Source organism: Knoellia altitudinis, from assembly GCF_042666355.1.
Lineage (GTDB): Bacteria > Actinomycetota > Actinomycetes > Actinomycetales > Dermatophilaceae > Knoellia > Knoellia altitudinis.
The window spans coordinates 2,852,596-2,871,083 of record NZ_JBHTDK010000001.1 but is presented as its reverse complement, the minus strand read 5'-3'; the positions used below and the strand labels follow the sequence as shown (position 1 = coordinate 2,871,083).

The following is an 18,488-nucleotide window of genomic DNA, read 5'->3' as shown; positions in this document are numbered from 1 at the left end:
GGGTGAGCTCGTGGCGCGGCTGATGCGCGCAGGAGGCGTGCGGTGCGTCAGGCCTTGGCCTTCTTGACGGCCTCGGTCGCCTGCGGCAGGACGGTGAACAGGTCACCGACGACACCGAAGTCCACGAGCTCGAAGATCGGCGCCTCCTCGTCCTTGTTGATCGCGATGATCGTCTTGGACGTCTGCATGCCGGCCCGGTGCTGGATCGCACCCGAGATGCCCGCGGCGACATAGAGCTGCGGCGAGACGGCCTTGCCGGTCTGGCCGACCTGGTTGCTGTGCGGGTACCAGCCGGCGTCGACGGCGGCGCGCGAGGCACCGACGGCAGCACCGAGGGAGTCGGCGAACTCCTCGACCGGACCGAAGTCGCCCGCGGTGCCGCGACCGCCGGAGACGACGATCTTGGCCTCGGTGAGCTCCGGGCGACCCGTCGACTCCTTGGGCTTGGACTCCGTGATCTTCGCGGCCTTGGCGGCGTCGGAGAGGGTGACCTCGACCTTCTCCAGGGTGCCCGCGGCCGGGGCCGGCTCGATGGCGACGGAGTTGGGCTTGACCGCGACGATGGCGGTGCCCTTGGTGATGGTCGACTTCACCGTGTAGGACCCGGCGAAGACCGACTGGGTCGTCTCGACGCCCTCGCCACCGGCGGTGACGTCGACGGCGTCGGTGATGACGCCCGACTCGGTGCGGATCGCGAGGCGGGCCGCGATCTCCTTGCCGGAGGCGTTGCTCGGGATGAGCACGGCGAGCGGAGAGGTCTTCTCGACGACCGCCGCGAGGATCTCGGCCTGGGGTGCGACGAGGTACTCGAGGGCGTCGGGGGCGTCGTAGACGTAGACCTTGGCGGCGCCGTACTTGGCGAGGGTGACCTGGGCGGTCTCGGCACCGGGGCCGATGTAGACGGCGGACGGCTCACCGAGACGGCGGGCGATGGTCAGCAGCTCGGCGGTCGCCTTGCGGATCTTGCCGCCGACGTGGTCGACGAGGACGAGAACTTCAGCCATGTCTGGTATCTCCTCAGAGGAACTTCTGGGCGGACAGGAACTCGGCGAGCTTGGTGCCACCGTCGCCCTCGTCGGTGACGAGCTGGCCCTGCTCACGCGGCGGGCGCTTGGCGAAGGAGGTCACCCTGGTCCACGCGGCGTCCAGGCCGACCTGACCGGCGTCGACCCCGAGGTCGGCGAGGGTCCACGTGTCGACCGGCTTCTTCTTGGCGGCCATGATCCCCTTGAAGGACGGGTAGCGAGGCTCGTTGATCTGGTCGGTGACCGACACCAGGGCCGGGAGCGTCGACTCGATCGTCTCGGACGCGGCGTCCCCGTCGCGACGGATCGTCAGCGACTGGCCGTCGACGGTCAGCTCCGAGGCGTAGGTGACCTGCGGCAGTCCGAGCCGCTCGGCGAGCATCGCGGGCACGACGCCCATGACGCCGTCCGTCGACGACATGCCCGTGAGGACGAGGTCGGGGTTGCCGCCCCCGGAGGCCTTCTTGATCGCCTCGGCCAGGATGAGCGATGTGGCAGCGGCGTCGGAGCCGTGGATCGCCTCGTCGCTGACGTGGACGCCCTTGTGGGCCCCCATCTGCAACGCCTTCTTGATCGCGTTGACGGCCTGCTCGGGTCCGACCGTGAGGACGGTGACCTCACCCTCACCGGACTCGGCGAGCTTGAGCGCCTCCTCGACGGCGTACTCGTCGAGCTCCGACAGGAGCCCCTCGACGCCGTCGCGGTCGGTGGTGCTGTCGGCCTCGTGGAAGGTGCGCTCGGACTGTGCGTCAGGCACGTACTTGACGCAGACGACGATGTTCATGCGTGCCTCGTCCTCATCTCTGGGTGACTCCGGGTGGGGTGAAACGTTCACGACCGAGCGTATGCCGCGTGCTCGCCCTCCGGAGAATCCCCCGGGCGTGATCGTGGGCACAGAAAAGGTTGCCGACCTCTCCGCCCCACTCCCGGCGACGGGTGAGAGACCATCGAAGGACCGCGCGTTGGACCGAGCGAGAGCTGCGACCACGAGGAGGGAGTGCCAGGTGTTCAAGGTGCTGCTGCTCGACCTCGACGGGGTGCTCCGGCTCTGGGACCCCGACTTCACCGGCGCGGTCGAGCAGGCCCACGGGCTCCCCGCCGGCACCCTGGCGGTGGCGGCGTTCGCCCCGGACCGGCTGCAACCGGCCCTCACCGGTGTCGTCGACGACCGCGCCTGGCGTGCATCGGTGGCCGACGCCATCGCCGTCGAGCACGGCGAGGCGGCCCATGCCGCGGTGCACGACTGGATGGCGCCGGCTGGCACGGTCGACCACGGCGTCCTCGAGATCGTGCGCCGCGCCCGCTCCGGGCTGCGGGTCGTGCTCTTCACCAACGCCACCAGCCGACTCGATGACGACCTCGTCCAGCTGGGTCTCGGGGACGAGGTCGACGCGGTGATGAGCAGCGCGGACATCGGGATGGCCAAGCCGGATCCGGACGTCTTCAGCCGGGTCGCCCTTGCGAACGGGATGATGTTCAGCGAGATCGCCTTCGTCGACCACTCGCCGGAGAACGTCGCGACCGCGGAGATCCTCGGGATTCGGTCACACCTCTACACCGGCGTCGACGGACTGCGGACCTTCGTCGACGGGCTCCTCAGTTCGTGATCAGGCGCCTTCGAAGGTCGCCTTGCCCGGTCCGTTCTCGATGAAGGACGCCATGCCGGTCGTGCGGTCCTTCGTGGCGAAGAGTGACGCGAAGAGCATCCGCTCGATCTCGAGCCCGCTCTGCAGGTCGGTCTCGAGGCCGGAGTCGATGGCCTCCTTCGCGGCACGGATCGCGTAGGCCGGCCCGCCGGCATACCGGCTCATCATCTCCTTGGCTGCGACCAGCACCGCCTCCGAACCGCGTTCACCCGGGTCGACGACCTCGTCCACGAGCCCGATCGCGAGCGCCTCGTCGGCGTCGACGAACCGGCCCGTGAAGATGAGGTCCTTGGCCCTGGCCGGGCCGACGAGGCGGGCCAGTCGCTGGCTGCCGCCGGCTCCGGGGATGAGTCCGAGGAGGACCTCGGGCTGACCGAGCTTGGCGCCCCTGGCCGCGATGCGGAAGTCGCAGGCCAGGGTCACCTCGCAGCCCCCACCGAGGGCGTAGCCGGTGATGGCAGCGACGGTGGGCTTGGGAATTCGCGCGAGGGCGCGGGTGAAGTCCTGGAACAGGTGCGAGTGGTCGACCATGTCGGTGTAGGACCAGTTCGCCATCTGCTTGATGTCGACTCCGGCAGCGAAGACCTTCTCGCCGCCGTAGACGATGACCCCGAAGACGTCCTTGCGCTCGGTCGCCTTGGCGGACGCGGCGATGATGCCGCGCTGCACCTCGGCGTCGAGGGCGTTCATCGGCGGCCGGTCGAGCCGGATGATGCCGATGCCGTCCTCGACCTCGAGGCGCACGACGTCGCTCATGTCAGCTGTCCTGGCCCGGCGCCGAGCCGTTGGCCTCGGGGCCGGGCTCATCGGAACCCTCGGGGGCATCGCCCGGGACCTCGCCCTGCGTCTGCCCGGGCTCGAGGCCGAGGGCCCGCTCGTGCCACAGCTGAACGCCCGAGAGGATGATCGAGGTGCTCACCTGGACGAGCGTGCCGACGTCCGCACCCTCGACGACGATGTGCTCGCTCGTCACGACGAGCGTGTTGTTGGCGACGCCGGTCTTGACGCAGTTGAGCGACAGGTTGACCTCGTTGCACGTGGCCATGACCTTGTCCCGGTCGGCCGCGACCTCCTCGGGCAGGGTCCACTGGCCGAAGATGCGCATGACGGGCAGCTCGCCCTCGGTGACGCGGACGAAGATCGTCTGCTCGTTGGCCTGGTAGGCGACGTCGCCGTCGGTGTCGAGGTTGGGCTGGGCGCCTGCGTCGACGAGCACGTCGAGGACTCGGCCACGGAGCGGGTGCTCGTTCGCCGGCGGCGGGAAGTTCGGGAGAGAAGTCGGATCGCTCATGAGTCCACCTTGTCATGTGTGGTGTGCGACGCGCGCGGGCGGCGCCTGCTCGCGCCCAGTCCCTCGGGGCGTCAATAGGCTGCACGCCATGACGCCACTGACGTCCGCCGCCACCGCCTCCTCGTTCCGGGTCCCCCGCGACCTGCCGCCCGCACCGGGCGTGACCCTCGTCGACGGCGGCATGGAGGTGAGCGTCTATGCCGGACACGCGGACTCGGTCGACCTGTGCCTCTTCGAGGTGGGCGACAGCGAGGGCCTGACCGAGCGTCGGGTGCCCCTGGTCGACCATGCCTTCGGCTGGTGGTTCGGCTTCGTCCCCGACGTGGGTGTCGGACAGCGTTACGGCTTCCGCGTCGGCGGCGCCTGGGACCCGGAGCAGGGCCTGCGCCACAACCCGGCCCAGCTGCTCATGGACCCCTATGCCCGCGCCATCGAGGGTGAGGTCCGTTGGGGGCCCAGCGTCTACGGTCACGTCGTCGACGACCACTCCTGGCGCGGCGACGGGTCCGCGCCCTCGGACTCGGACTCCGCCCCCGACATGCCCCGGTGCGTCGTCGTCGACGAGTCCTTCGACTGGGGTGATGACGCGCCACCAGCGGTGACACGCAGCGAGACCGTGATCTACGAGACGCACGTCCGCAACCTCACGATGCAGCTCCCGGGGGTGCCCGAGGACCTCCGAGGGACGTATGCCGGGATGGCCCACCCGGCGACGATCGACCACCTCACCGGGCTCGGGATCACCGCGGTCGAGCTGCTGCCCGTGCACTCCTTCGCCTCCGAGCCGGCCCTGGTGCAGAAGGGGCTGGCCAACCACTGGGGCTACAACACGCTGGGCTTCTTCGCTCCTCACGCTCCGTATGCGGCGGCCCCGGACCCGCAGGGAGCCGTCGACGAGTTCAAGGGGATGGTCAAGCTCCTCCATGCCGCCGGGCTCGAGGTGCTGCTCGACGTGGTCTACAACCACACGGCCGAGCAGGACGGCACCGGCGCCACCCTCTCGTTCCGCGGCCTCGACAACCGCGCCTACTACCGGCTCGACGAACGCGGTCGCGACATCGACGTCACCGGGACCGGCAACACGCTCGACCTGCGTCACCCGGTGATGTGCCGCCTGGCCCTGGACTCGTTGCGCTACTGGGTTCAGGAGTGCCACGTCGACGGCTTCCGGTTCGACCTGGCGGTCGCCCTCGGACGTGGGCGCACCGACGAGTTCGACCCCGACCACCCCTTCCTCGTCGGCCTGCGCACCGACCCGGTGCTGTCGCGCACCAAGCTCATCGTCGAGCCGTGGGACGTCGGGATGCACGGCTGGCGCACCGGCCAGTTCCCACCGCCGTTCTCGGAGTGGAACGACCGCTTCCGTGACTCGGTGCGTGACTTCTGGCTGGCCGACCACCGGCCCGCCGTTCCGGGTCAGGTGCCGCACGGCGTGCAGGACCTCGCGACCCGCCTCGCCGGGTCGCGAGACCTCTTCGGCACGCGGGACCGAGGACCGACCGCGTCGGTGAACTTCGTGACGGCTCACGACGGGTTCACCCTCGCCGACCTCACGGCATACGACGAGAAGCACAACGAGGACAACGGCGAGGACAACAACGACGGCTCCAACGGCAACCACTCGTGGAACCACGGGGTCGAGGGGCCGACCGACGACGAACAGGTGCAGACGCTGCGTCGGCGCTCGATGCGCAACCTCCTCGGGACCCTCCTGCTGTCCTCGGGCATCCCGATGATCAACGCCGGTGACGAGCTCGGTCGCAGCCAGAACGGCAACAACAACCCCTACAACCAGGACAACGCGACGACGTGGTTCGACTGGGACCTCGCGCCGTGGCAGGACGACCTCCTGGCGACCACCCGGCACCTCCTCGCCATCCGCAGCGAGCACCCGGCGCTGCGTCAGCGCACGTGGGCCGTCGGGCGCGAGGTGCACGAGGACGGCTCCATCGACCTCGCCTGGTATGCCGCCGACGGTGAGCCCATGCACGACTGGTCCTCCCCCGACAACAGGACGCTGCAGATGCTCGTCAACGGTGCCTGGCTCGGTCATGAGTCGGTCCTCGTCGTGCTCCACGGCGGGCAGCAGGAGCAGCAGGTGAGGCTGCCGACGGCGCCGGGACTCGCCCACTTCCGTCTCCTCTGGGACAGCCAGTGGGAGCGGCCGGAGGACGGTGCGCGGTCGACCGCGGGTGACGAGGTCACGCTCGCGCCGCTCAGCATGCGCGCGTATGCCGTGACCGACCCGACCTGAGTCGTCGGCCGGCGGCGTTCCGGCGCCCTGTGGACAACTCTCCGGCCGTTTCGGGCGATGTCCCTAGCGTTCGGGGTATGCCGTCCTCGATCGACCTCGACGTCACCGTGCGGTGGCCCAGGCGCCGCCAGAGCGGGATCGACGTCCGCATCTCGGCGCCCGACGGGTCGACCCTGGCCGACGTCCTGCCGCTGCTCAGCGACCTCCTCGACTGCACCCCGACCACGGTCTCGTGCGGCGGGATCGGCGTCGAGCCCACCGCGCGACTCGGAAGGCCACCCCTGGTCCACGGCGCCACGTTGGTCCTCGACGAGCCCGAGCGCGCTCCTGGTGGCGGGTCGGCGCCCATGGACCTCGCGGTCGTCGCCGGTCCCGATGCCGGTCGTCGTGTCCCTCTGAGCCCGGACGGGGTGCTCGTCGGGCGGTCCGCGGGCCTGGGCCTCCATCTCGCGGACGATCGACTCAGTCGCCGACATGCTCGCATCAGCCTGTCCGACAACGGTTTCCGGGTCACCGACCTGTCCTCCACCAACGGCACCCGATGCGGGGCCCTGATCCTTGACGACGGAGGCTCCGCCGACGTCGATGGTTCGGAGCTCATCGGCATCGGCAGCTCGTTGCTGCGTCTCGTGCGCGCCGGAGGCACCACGGCGTCGACGCTTCCACGCGGCGACGGACGCGTCCTCGTCAACCGCTCGCCCCGGACCCGCCCGCCCGAGCTCGCGATGACGATCACGGCACCTGCGGCGCCGATCCCGCCGCGTCGAGGGCGCATCCCCTGGGTCGCGGCCGTGCTGCCCGTCCCCTTCGCCGGGCTGCTCGCGGTCTTCTTCGGCCCACAGATGCTGGCGTTCGCCCTGCTGTCACCGCTCATGCTCGTCGGCAGCGTCGTCGGCGACCGGTGGGGAGGCCGGCGGGACCACGCCCGCGAGGTCGCCGCCCACGAGACCGAGCTGGCCGAGCGCCGCAGTGAGTTCGACGCCCTGCGGCGGCTCGAGCGCGAGCAGCGGTGGCGTGACCTGCCCGATGCGTCAACGGTGCTCGACATCGCGGTCGCTCCCCGCACCCGCCTCTGGGAACGACGACGTGGGGCGCCCGACTTCGGCCGGGTGCGGCTCGGTGTCGGCGAGCTCCCGACGAGGACCGGCTGGGCAACGGACAGCGGCAGCCCCGCTGAGCATCCCACGTTGGCGGACCTCCCGGTCGAGCTCGACCTCGACGAGGTGGGAGGACTCGGCATCGCCGGGCCGCCCGCCGAGGTCGAGGCGATGATCCGCCATGTCCTGGGTCAGGTCGCGGCCCTGCACTCACCTCGGGACCTCCGGATCCTCGTGTGCTCCGAGGACGGCACCGGCGACTGCTCGCTGTCGTGGACACGCTGGCTCCCGCACACCACGGCATACGGGGATCTGTCCACCTGCCTCGAGACGCTGCGAGAGCTCGTCGGTCGCCGAGAGGACGACCAGCAGGGCGAGCGCCGATGGCCGCGGGTGCTGCTCGTCCTCCCCCGGTGTGAGAGCGATCTCGCCATGGGCGAGCTGGTCGATCTCCTCGAGCGCGGTCGCGACCTTGGCGTGTGGTGCCTCGTGGGAGCACGCACCGCCGGAGCCCTGCCGTCGTCGTCGCGCGCGGTCGTCGGCATCGGTGCCAGCGGTGGCGCCGGCGCCGGTGGGCTCGCGGCGAGACTGGACGTCGACGGAGCCGAGCCGGTGGCCGCCTTCACCCCGGACCTCGTCGGATGGTGGTGGGGTGAGCGCCTTGCGCGCGCCCTCGCGCCGCTGGTGGACGCCGCCGGCGAGGGCGATGTCCTGCCCAGCTCGGTGGACCTGCTCGACGTGCTCCCGTGGCTCGACGGCGCTCCGACCCTCACCGCCACGGCACTGGCCGAGCACTGGGCCCTGGGTGACGGGCGGCCATCGGCCCGGGTGGGGCGGCTCGCGGGGAGCGAGTGGACGATCGACCTGGCCGCCGACGGCCCCCACGTGCTCGTCGGGGGGACGACCGGCTCCGGCAAGTCCGAGCTGCTCCGCACCCTGGTCACGTCCCTGGCACTGGAGTGCTCACCCGAGGACCTGACGTTCGTGCTCGTCGACTACAAGGGCGGATCCGCCTTCGGCGAGTGTGCCGACCTGCCGCACACGGTGGGTCTCGTGACCAACCTCGACGAGGGTCTCGCGCACCGCGCGCTCGTCAGCCTCGGCGCCGAGATCACCCGTCGCGAGGCGTTGCTCGCGGCCTCGGGTGCCCGCGACTTCGACGACCACCGACACCGGGCCGGGGACCTCCCGCGGCTCGTCATCGTCATCGACGAGTTCCGGCTGCTCGCGGACGAGCTGCCCGACTTCGTCGCCGGGGTGGTGTCGCTCGCCGCCGTCGGACGATCGCTCGGCGTCCACCTCGTCCTCGCCACGCAGCGTCCTGCGGGCGCCATCACGGCGGACATCCAGGCCAACGTCAACCTGCGGATCGCCATGCGCATGCGCGATGTCGCCGACTCCACCGATGTCGTCGGCGGACCGGACGCTGCCCACCTCAGCCCTCACCTGCCGGGGCGCGGCTTCGCCCGTGGCGGGGACGGCGAGCTCGTCGAGTTCCAGGCAGCTCGCGTCGGCAACGGCACGTCCACCCCGACCATCCGGGTGGGCGTGCTCAGTGCATCCGGTCTGCCGATCGGGCGGGACGTCACGTCGGTGGACCTTGGGGTCGCCACGTCGGCAGGTCGGGACCCCTCGGCGAGCACGCATGCTGAAGCGGGCAGCCCCGGCCTGGCGACTCTCGCGGCGACGGCACGACAGGCCGCGGCGCAGGCCGGGTCCTGCCGACCGCACCGCCCGTGGTTGCCGCCGCTGCCCGAGGTCCTCAGCCCTGAGGGCATGGGGGTGCGCGCGGTCGGGTTGCTGGACTCGCCTGCGCACCAACGTCAGGACGAGTTCGAGCATTCGGGCCAGCACGGCCACTGGCTCGTCGTCGGAGGGCCACGGTCGGGACGGACGGCGACCCTGCGGACGGTCCTCGCCTCCCACGTCGCACAGACCTTCAGCCCCACCCACGCCTATTTCATCGACACCAGCGGCGAGCTGGCCGACCTCGAGAGCGTTCCGCACGTCGGCGCCGTCGTGCGCGCCGACGACGTCTCGCGCGTGCGGCGGCTCGTGGACAGGCTGCGTTCAATGACGGACGGACCATCGACCCAGCACGGGGAGGTGCCCTCCGTGCTGTTGCTCGTCGACGGCTGGGAGCGGCTCGACTCCGACGAGACGCTCGCCATCGGTGGGCTGCGTGACGACCTGCAGGACCTCCTGCGCGCGGGTGGCAGCGCTCTGCGGGCGGTCGTCACCGGGGATCGGTCCGTCCTGTCGAGCCGGCTGGGCGCGGTGGTCTCGGAGACCTTCCTCCTGCCGTTCGCAGATCCTTCCGAGGCTGCGTATGCCGGTCTCTCGCGCCGGGATCTCCCGTCCAGTCGAGCACCGGGTCGAGGGCTGCGGCTTCGCGATCGGGTCGAGGTGCAGTTCGCGCTGCGAGATCCGCTGGTGGAGGCGGCCCCGCGTGACACGAGCGCGGCGCCACCCTTCGCGCTGCCGCAGCTCCCCGCCGTCGTCGATCACTCCCTCGTGCTGGCCGGACTGCTGGCTGGCTCCTCGAGCGACGAGAGCGGCGGGAGGGTCGGCGACGGTGGCAGGTGCAGCTCCGACCGCAGGTCGTCGGCGCTGCCCGTGGGGCTGTCCGCCGAGACCGGCGGGGTGGCCACCCTGGACCCTGACGTCCACGGTCGGAGGATCCTGGTGGCAGGGCATGGCCGGTCGGGTCGCTCCACCACGCTCGTGGCGATCGGCCGCTCTGCGGTGGTCTCGGGTCGGCCGGTCGCGGTCGTCGAGGGGCGTGGGGGCGAGGTCGGCCGCATCGTCGCCGCCCAGATCACCATCGACCCTTGGGATGACCGGGCCCTGGTCGAGGCCAAGCGTCGCCACCCGGACCTCGTCGTCCTCGTCGACGACGCCGAACGCCTTGACGGGAGCCCCGTGGAGCCCGTGCTCACTGAGATCCTCGCGCTCGTGGATCGCGACGGCGGTCTCGTCGTCTGCGCGACGACCCCGCCAGCAGTCGCGACGGCGTTCCGAGGGATCGTCCATGCGGTGGCTCGGGAGCAGTCCGGCATCCTCCTCTGTCCCCGCACGCCCAGCGACGGCGAGGCGTTCGCGATCCGGGCGCCGAGGGGGCTCTCCTCGACACCCGGTCGAGCACTCCTGATCAGTGGGAGGCAGCACGAGGAGATCCAGGTGGCCCAGGCGCTACCCTCGGACCGCGTGCCGGCGTGAGGTGCTTTGACGGAACGCAATCGCCGCCCAGGTCGTTGCGCGAGGTGGACGCCAGAGCCGGCGCAGAGCGTGGGCGCAGAGGTCCATTCCCCCGGAATCGCTGCAGAATTGGGATGCAGGGTCTAGACTGAAGGTTCGGACGTCTGTGTGTGTCTACGCCCGATTGGTTTGCAAGGACGCAACCCCCGGTTGGCCCTTGCTCACCCCTGCAAGCGGCCAGCACCACCTGAACTCCACGGACAAGGAGCACCACCCATGGATTGGCGCGACCGCGCTGCCTGCCTCGATGAGGATCCCGAGCTGTTCTTCCCCATTGGGAACACCGGCCCGGCGATCATGCAGATCGAGGAGGCCAAGGCTGTCTGCCGCCGTTGTGAAGTCGTTGACACCTGCCTCAAGTGGGCGTTGGAGTCCGGACAGGACGCTGGCGTCTGGGGCGGACTCTCCGAGGACGAACGGCGCGCACTCAAGCGCCGCAATGCCCGCGCACGCCGCGCAGGCTGACTCACAGCACGACACTCGACGGCCTCGCCATTGCGGCGAGGCCGTTCTTGTCCCTGCAGCATCCCCGGCTCTTCCGGCGTCGACAACTGTGCTCCTCATGCTGCGCGTCGCATCAGCCCCGGAGCGATCGCCTCACGGGAGAGGTGATCGCGACCGCGCCCGACCCGGATCCCGGTCAGCTCGGGATGGTCGATCGATCAGGCGTGATCCTGCGTCGTGATCACTGGCAGAGTCGGCCAGCGCCAGCTGGCCCAGTCGGGCCAGGTGGTGTGACCCTGAGGCGGCGCCGGGAGCGGGCCGTTCTCCAGTTCGTTGCGGCTAGGGAGCTCCATGGACGCCAGGAAGCGATCGTGGTCGGCGTCGGTCATCTCGAAGGTGGTGTCCGGTGCCACCGCCCACCGCGTGGTAGCGCGACGACGGCGCTCCTCCTCGCTGGTGTGGACGTACTCGAGAACGAAGTCAGCACCGGCCGTCTCGACTATGACGCGGATGGCATACCGCTCAACGGCGGACCAACAGCCGAAGTCCAAGACCACACCCGATCCGCTGGCGAGCACCTGGTGCGCCACCCAGATCATCCGGCCTTCGATGATGTCGCGACGACCATCGGCATCGCTCTGCCCGAACAGCGGTGCCATCCACTCGTCCGGTGTCAGGCGCAGGATCCGATGGTTCGATGCCAGCTCCTTCGCACGCGTGGTCTTTCCCGCGCCGGGCAGCCCGACGGTGAGGAACAAGGTCGGGCGTGAGTCCACATCGCTCATCCTGCAGAAGCGCCTGGCGATGCAGCAAGCGAGATGCATCCTGGTCCTCGCCTGCGAGGCCGCTCACGGCAGGACTCGGGAACGAACCGGAGAAGGGTGACAGAGGTGAGCGGACGGCATACGCCGGCATTGGTGTCCTAGTGACGGGTCAGCGGGCGCAAGCGGGCCGTGAACTCGACCCGGGTCCCCTGGGGAGACGCCGTCTCCCAGCGGATCTTACCCTGCAGGTCCTGGACCAGCGACGTGACGATGCGCGTGCCCAGCCCGGCCAGGCCCGGACGGAACCCGGCCGGCAGCCCCGTGCCGTCGTCCGTGATCGTGACGGTCAGGCCTTCGACCCCGGGCTCCACCTCGACCCGTTCCACCTCGATCGAGATCGACCCACCCCGCGAGGCCAGCCCGTGCTCCACGGCGTTCTGGACCAGCTCGGAGACGATCATCGCCAGTGAGGTCGCGTCCTCGGCGCGCATCCTCCCGAAGGAGCCCCGCACCGTCGATTCCACCCGATGCTCGGTCACCGCGATGTCGACGACGGCCCGCAGGCCCCGCACCGCGATCTCGTCGAAGTCGACCGTCTCGTCGATTCCCTGGCTGAGCGTCTCGTGGACGAGGGCGATGGTCCCGACCCGCCGCACGGCCTCGTCGAGGGCGTTGCGCGCGCCCAGGTCGGGGACCCGCCGGGACTGCAGACGCAGCAGGGCGGCCACGGTCTGGAGGTTGTTCTTGACCCGGTGGTGGATCTCGCGGATCGTCGCGTCCTTGGTGATGAGCTCCTGCTCCCGCCTGCGCAGCTCCGAGACGTCACGCAGGAGCAGCATCGCCCCGTCACGGCTGCCGCCCGCCGTCAGCGGAATGGCGCGCAGCGTGACACTGGCCGACTGGGTCGAGACCTCCGTCCACCAGGGGGCCCGGCCGGTGATGACGACAGCCAGGGACTCGTCGACCCCCGAACCGGAGGCCTGCAGCAGCTCCGTGACCACCGTGGCCAGGACCTCGCCCATGACGTCACCCCGGTGACCGAGCCGGTGGATGGCGCTGATGGCGTTGGGGCTGGCATAGAGCACGGACCCGTCGACGTCGAGGTGGACCACGCCGTCTCCCACCCGTGGCGCCCCACGACGGGCACCGGTGGGCGCCGCGGTGCTCGGGAACTCCCCCGTCGCGATCATCCGCGTCAAGGCGTCCGCGAGCAGCCGGTAGGTCAGCTCCAGCCGGCTGGGGGTGCGTCCCGACACGACGTTGGTGTGCCGGGTGATGACCGCGAGCGACCGGCCCTGGGTGACGACGGGGATCGCCTGCTCGCGCACGGCCATCTCCCCCTGACGTTCGGGTTCGCGGGCATCGACGATCCGCCGGTATCGGTAGGCCTCGTCGAGGATGGGGTCGCGCCCGCGCCCCGAGGTCCGGCCGACGACGTCGTCGTAGAAGACCATCGGCCCGGTGTTGGGTCGCACGTGCGCGACGGCCCGCCACCCCTCCAGCCCCGACGGAACCCAGAGGACGAGATCGGCGAAGGAGAGGTCGGCGATGAGCTGCCAGTCGCCGACCACGAGGTGGACCCACTCGATCTCGTGGTCCTCCATGGTCGTCGAGGCCCGCAGCGATTCGGCGAGGGTGCTCACGAGCCGAGCCTAGGTCCTGCCGTGGTCACGTCCCCGAGCGGACCATGGACCGCAGTGCTCGCAGGGCGACCGACAGAGCAGCGATGTTGGGCTTCTCGAGCGAACGTATGCCGGTCAGCTGGCTCGCTCCGCGGGCCACCCCGTCCGCGTTGGCCCGGCTCCACGCCTCGATGCGTTCCTCTGCGGTGACGACGCCGTCCCCGTCGAGGTCCTCCTCGAACTCGAACGCGCTGCGGGTGAACGCCTCCAGCACGCCATAGAGGTCGTCACGCAGCGCCCCACGGGCCAGGGCGTCCCACCGGTCGTCACGCGGCAGGCCCGCCACACGGGTGAGCATGCCGTCGATGCCGAACCGCTCGGACATGCGGAAGTAGACCTCCGCCACGTCACGGCTCGTGTGACCGAGGTCGGTCGCGATGTCGACGACGTCCAGGAGCGAGTAGCAGTCGAGCAGCGTGGCCGCCCGCCTGGCGAGCCCGGTGGGCACCCCAGCCTCCTCCCACCGCGCCGACTGGGCGACGACCCGCTCACGCTCGGTCCCCTGCAGCAGCTCCGGGATCCGTGGGGCCAGCTCGGCGACGACCGGCGCGAAGCGCTCGACCTCGGTGGTGATGTCCAGCCGAGAGGGCCGGGCCGCGAGGAGCCAACGCACCGCACGGTCGAGGAGCCGCCGGAACTCGAGATAGAGCTCGGTCTGGACGGCCGTCGGCAGGACGTTGTCGAGTGCCTCGACGGCCTCGACATGACCGCGCAGGTCAAAGACCTCACGGCAGACGATGAAGGCGCGAGCCACCTGCTCCGGGCTGCCCGCGGCCTCCTCCTGCGCGCGGAACGCGAAGGTGATGCCGCCACGGTTGACCATCGAGTTCACGACCGAGTTCGTGATGATCTCACGCCGCAGCGGATGCTCGCCAAGCTCCGCGGCATACGTCTCCCGCAGTGCTGCCGGGAAGTACTCGGCGAGGGTCGCCGCGAAGTAGGGGTCGTCGGGCAGCTCGCTCTCGAGGATGTCCTTCTTGAGGGCGAGCTTGGCGTAGGCGACGAGCACCGCGAACTCGGGCGACTTCAGCCCGATGCGCTCGGAGGCGCGCTTCGCGATCTCGGCGTCCGTCGGCAGGAACTCCAGCGCACGGTCGAGCTCGCCGCGGCCCTCGAGCCACCCCATGAGCCGCATGTGCACCGGGACCATGGACAGCTCCTGCGCCCGGGCGTTGCCGAGGAGGACGTTCTGCTCGTAGTTGTCGCGCAGCACGTGGTCGGCCACGTCGTCGGTCATCGACGCGAGCAGGACGTTGCGCTCCTGCGTCGTGAGGTCCCCGCGTCGGACGACGTCGCCCAGGAGGATCTTGATGTTGACCTCGTGGTCGGAGGTGTCGACGCCGGCGCTGTTGTCGATCGCGTCGGTGTTGACACGCACGCCCGCGAGGGCCGCCTCGATGCGCCCGAGCTGCGAGAGCCCGAGGTTGCCACCCTCGCCGACGACCTTGACCCGCAGCTCGTTCCCGTTGACGCGAATGGCGTCGTTGGCCCGGTCGCCGATCTCGAGGTGGGTCTCGCTCGACGCCTTGACGTAGGTGCCGATGCCGCCGTTCCAGAAGAGGTCGACCGGAGCGAGCACGATCGCGTGGATGAGCTCGGTCGGCGTCATCGTCGTGGTGTCGTCGGGCAGACCCAGTGCCTCGCGGATCTCCGTCGTGATCACGATCGACTTGAGGGAGCGCGGGAACACACCACCGCCCGCCGAGATGAGGGAGCGGTCGTAGTCGTCCCAGGACGAGCGAGGCAGCTCGAACAGGCGCTTACGCTCCTGGAACGAGTGTGCCGCAACCGGGTTGGGGTCGATGAAGACGTGACGGTGGTCGAAGGCCGCGACGAGCCGGATGTGCTCGGAGAGCAGCATGCCGTTGCCGAAGACATCGCCGCTCATGTCACCGACGCCGACGACGGTGAAGTCCTCGGACTGGCTGTCGACACCCATCTCGCGGAAGTGCCTCTTGACCGACTCCCACGCGCCGCGAGCGGTGATGCCCATGGCCTTGTGGTCGTAGCCGGCGGAGCCACCAGACGCGAAGGCGTCATCGAGCCAGAAGCCGTAGGACTGGGCGACACCGTTGGCGATGTCGGAGAAGGTGGCCGTGCCCTTGTCCGCGGCGACGACGAGGTAGGGGTCGTCGCCGTCGTGCCGCACGACTCGCTCGGGCGCCTCGATCGCGGTGCCCGCCCGGTTGTCGGTGAGGTCGAGCAGGCCGGAGATGAAGGTGCGATAGGCCGACTGCCCCTCCTCGAGCCACTTCTCGCGCGAGAGGGCCGGGTCCGGGAGCTGCTTGGCATAGAAGCCACCCTTGGAGCCGGTGGGCACGATGACGGCGTTCTTGACCATCTGCGCCTTGACCAGTCCGAGGATCTCGGTGCGGAAGTCCTCTCGCCGGTCGCTCCACCGCAGCCCACCCCGAGCCACGGAGCCGAACCGGAGGTGCACCCCCTCGACCTGGGGGCTGTAGACCCAGATCTCGTATGCCGGCCGCGGAGCAGGGAGGTCGGGTATCGCTTGGGGATTGAGCTTGAGCGAGACATAGGACTTGGCCCCGGCCTCGCCGTCGCCGGCGTCGTCAGCATCCCCGACGGTCTGGAAGAAGTTGGTGCGCAGCGTCGCCTGCATCACCGCGAGGAAGGAGCGGATGATGCGGTCCTCGTCGAGCGAGCTCACCTCGTCGAGGGCGGTGATGATGCGCTCGGCGATCTCCTGCTCGGCCTTCGCCCGCTCCGGAGTCGCGCCACCCCCGAAGCGGTCCGGGTCGAACCGCGCCTCGAAGAACTCCACGAGGTCGGTGGCGATGGCCGGGTTGGAGACGAGCGCGTCCTCGAAGTAGGACTGGCTGAACGTCGCCTGCGTCTGGCGGAGGTACTTGGCGACCGTGCGCAGGATGACGACCTGGCGCCAGGTCAGCCGGGCGGCCAGGACGAGCTGGTTGAACCCGTCGGACTCGGCGCGCCCGTCCCACACGGCAAGCACCGCGCTCTCGAAGAGGTCGCGCAGGTCCTCGTGGGTGACGCCGCCCCAGATCCGGGGGTCGCTCACCCGGAGCCCGAAGTCGTAGACGTGCAGGGGCGCGCGATCGGAGCGAGTGACCTCGTAGGGCTGCTCGTCGACGACCTCGACCCCCATGTCGGTGAAGATCGGGAGGATGTCGGTGAGGGAGAGCGGGTCGATGCGGAACAGCTTGAAGCGGCGCAGGTTCTCGGTCGAGTCCGACGGGCGGTAGAGCGCGACACTCGTGCCCTGGCCGTCGCCGAGCCGGTCGAGGTGGTGGAGGTCGGCCACCCCCTGGACGATCGAGAACGTCTCCTCGTAGGCGGTGGGGAACCCGCGGCCGAACTTGTCGAGGAGGCGGTCGCCCTCGACCTCGCCGAGCCGGTCGCGCAGGCTGTCACCGAGGCGGTCCGCCCAGTTGCGACTGACCTCGACGAGCCGACGCTCGAGGTCGGCGCGCTGCGCCTCGTCGAGGGACTGGATGCGCTCACCGACGGGAACCCGGACGACGAACTGCAGTCTGGAGAGGGCGCGTTCACTCACCCTGGCCGTGAACTCGACGCTCTCACCGCCGAAGGCCTCCTTGAGGATCGCGGCCATGCGCGTGCGCACACCGGTGTTGTAGCGGTCGCGCGGAATGTAGACCTGGCACGACACGAACCGACCGAAGTCGTCCTCGCGCAGGAAGAGCTTGGTCCGACGTCGTTCCTGGAGCTGGGTGACGGCCATGGCCGTCTCGAAGAGCTGGTCCGGCGTGGCCTGGATGAGCTCGTCCCGTGGATAGGTCTCGAGGACCTCCACGAGGTCCTTGCCGGTGTGCGAGTCGGCGGCCAGGCCGGATCGGTCGAGCACTGCCGCGACCTTCTCGGCGACGACGGGCAGCCGGAGCACCGACTCGGTGTAGGCCGTGGAGGCATAGAGCCCGAGGAAGCGCTTCTCGCCGAGCGTCTGCCCGTCCGCGGAGTAGGTGCGCACTCCGACGTAGTCGAGGTATGCCGGACGGTGCACCGTCGAGCGCGAGTTCGCCTTGGTCAGGACGAGGACCCCCCGCTCACGAGCCTTGGCGCTGGACTGGGGCGACAGCGGGATGAGCCGCTTGTCAGCGGGCGGGTCCTGCTGGAGCATGCCCAGCCCGGTGCCGCCCAGCGGGCGGATCACGTCACCCTCGTCGGTGGCCTCGAGGGCGTACTCCCGGTAGCCGAGGAAGGTGAAGTGGTTGTCGGCCATCCACCGCAGGAACGCCACGGCCTGCGAGACCTCGCCCGGGTCGACTCCCCTGGGCGGCGCCCCCTCCAGCTCGGCGGCGATGACGAGGCACCGGGTGCGCATCGCGGGCCAGTCCTCGACTGCCTCGCGCACGTCGCCGAGCACGTTCTCGAGGATCGCCTGGAGCTGCTCGCGTCCGGCCTGGTCGCTCTGGCGGTCGACGGTGAGCAGGATCCACGACTCCGACAGGACGTCGGGATCGCCCTCCCCGGCCGTGGCGCAGTCCTCGTCGCAGGTCTCGAGCAGCCGCCCGGACCCGTCGCGCCGGACCCGCAGCTGCGGGTGGACCACGAGGTGGATGTCGATGTCGCGCTGGACCAGGGCCGAGGTGACGGAGTCGACGAGGAAGGGCATGTCATCCGTGACGACCTGGATGACCGTGCGCGCGCTCGACCAGCCGTCGGTGTCGGTCGTGGGGTTGAAGACCCGCACCGCCGCCCTCCCGGGGACGCGGGTCTGCCCGATCTCGAGGTGGGACTTGACCGCCCCGGCCAGCGTCTGCGCAGGTCGCGCGCTGAGCTCCTCATCGGGCACGTGACGGTAGTAGCGACTGACGACGACGGGCCCGTCCGGGCGGTCGTCGAGGTCGGCGAACGCCGCGATGATGGTGTCGAGCGTGGTCGATCGGGGCTGGACCGATGACTCCGTCATGGTGCGCTGCAGATCCTTTGGTTGCGGCCTCGCCGATGGCCTCCGGCGGGACACGTCTCTGTGTCCGAGACCGAGACTACCCACCCCGGTGAGGCTGTGGATGAAGGGCTGGGAGAGT

General features: G+C 70.3%; 11 protein-coding genes. 4 read left to right on the top strand and 7 right to left on the bottom strand.

All coding sequences use genetic code 11. The features are described 5' to 3' along the window. Positions 1 to 47: 47 nt before the first annotated feature. Positions 48 to 1,004: an electron transfer flavoprotein subunit alpha/FixB family protein gene (locus tag ACFQW8_RS13460; protein WP_380088124.1), complete on the bottom strand. Its 957-nt coding sequence runs from the start codon at positions 1,002 to 1,004 to the stop codon at positions 48 to 50. Positions 1,005 to 1,017: 13 nt separating this feature from the next. Continuing rightward, positions 1,018 to 1,809: an electron transfer flavoprotein subunit beta/FixA family protein gene (locus ACFQW8_RS13455; protein ID WP_380088122.1), complete on the bottom strand. Its 792-nt coding sequence runs from the start codon at positions 1,807 to 1,809 to the stop codon at positions 1,018 to 1,020. A 220-nt stretch (positions 1,810 to 2,029) separates the two neighbouring features. Between ACFQW8_RS13455 and ACFQW8_RS13450 the strand changes: the two genes are divergently transcribed. Then, positions 2,030 to 2,632: an HAD family hydrolase gene (locus tag ACFQW8_RS13450; protein ID WP_380088121.1), complete on the top strand. Its 603-nt coding sequence runs from the start codon at positions 2,030 to 2,032 to the stop codon at positions 2,630 to 2,632. Here the strand turns inward: ACFQW8_RS13450 and ACFQW8_RS13445 are convergent, their stop codons facing one another. Together ACFQW8_RS13445 and ACFQW8_RS13440 are read right to left on the bottom strand one after the other, a co-directional pair. Next, positions 2,633 to 3,427, bottom strand: a complete 795-nt coding sequence (locus ACFQW8_RS13445; protein ID WP_380088119.1) for an enoyl-CoA hydratase/isomerase family protein — start codon at positions 3,425 to 3,427, stop codon at positions 2,633 to 2,635. Between the two features lies 1 nt (position 3,428). Next, a complete protein-coding gene (locus ACFQW8_RS13440; RefSeq protein WP_380088117.1) occupies positions 3,429 to 3,962 on the bottom strand; it encodes a T3SS (YopN, CesT) and YbjN peptide-binding chaperone 1 in 534 nt (177 codons plus the stop codon). An 88-nt stretch (positions 3,963 to 4,050) separates the two neighbouring features. On the opposite strand from ACFQW8_RS13440, the gene glgX reads away from it, so the two are divergent. The 3 genes from glgX to ACFQW8_RS13425 all read left to right on the top strand — a co-directional run bounded on the left by glgX (position 4,051) and on the right by ACFQW8_RS13425 (position 11,036). Then, positions 4,051 to 6,216, top strand: coding sequence for a glycogen debranching protein GlgX (glgX, locus tag ACFQW8_RS13435; RefSeq protein ID WP_380088115.1), 2,166 nt, complete (start codon positions 4,051 to 4,053; stop codon positions 6,214 to 6,216). 77 nt (positions 6,217 to 6,293) lie between these two features. Next, on the top strand, positions 6,294 to 10,532 hold the full coding sequence (locus tag ACFQW8_RS13430) for an FtsK/SpoIIIE domain-containing protein (protein ID WP_380088113.1): 4,239 nt from the start codon (positions 6,294 to 6,296) through the stop codon (positions 10,530 to 10,532). A 255-nt stretch (positions 10,533 to 10,787) separates the two neighbouring features. Continuing rightward, positions 10,788 to 11,036, top strand: a complete 249-nt coding sequence (locus tag ACFQW8_RS13425; protein ID WP_035905910.1) for a WhiB family transcriptional regulator — start codon at positions 10,788 to 10,790, stop codon at positions 11,034 to 11,036. 197 nt (positions 11,037 to 11,233) lie between these two features. Here ACFQW8_RS13425 and ACFQW8_RS13420 read toward each other — a convergent pair whose 3' ends face one another. From ACFQW8_RS13420 to ACFQW8_RS13410, 3 genes are all read right to left on the bottom strand, one after another. Beyond that, positions 11,234 to 11,800: an AAA family ATPase gene (locus tag ACFQW8_RS13420; RefSeq protein ID WP_380088111.1), complete on the bottom strand. Its 567-nt coding sequence runs from the start codon at positions 11,798 to 11,800 to the stop codon at positions 11,234 to 11,236. Between the two features lie 137 nt (positions 11,801 to 11,937). After that, entirely contained in the window at positions 11,938 to 13,422 is a 1,485-nt protein-coding gene (locus ACFQW8_RS13415; RefSeq protein WP_380088109.1) for a sensor histidine kinase, read from the bottom strand. A 25-nt stretch (positions 13,423 to 13,447) separates the two neighbouring features. Continuing rightward, the gene (locus ACFQW8_RS13410) at positions 13,448 to 18,370 is read right to left on the bottom strand and encodes an NAD-glutamate dehydrogenase (RefSeq protein WP_380088108.1); all 4,923 of its coding nucleotides are present in this window, start codon (positions 18,368 to 18,370) and stop codon (positions 13,448 to 13,450) included. Positions 18,371 to 18,488: the final 118 nt, after the last annotated feature.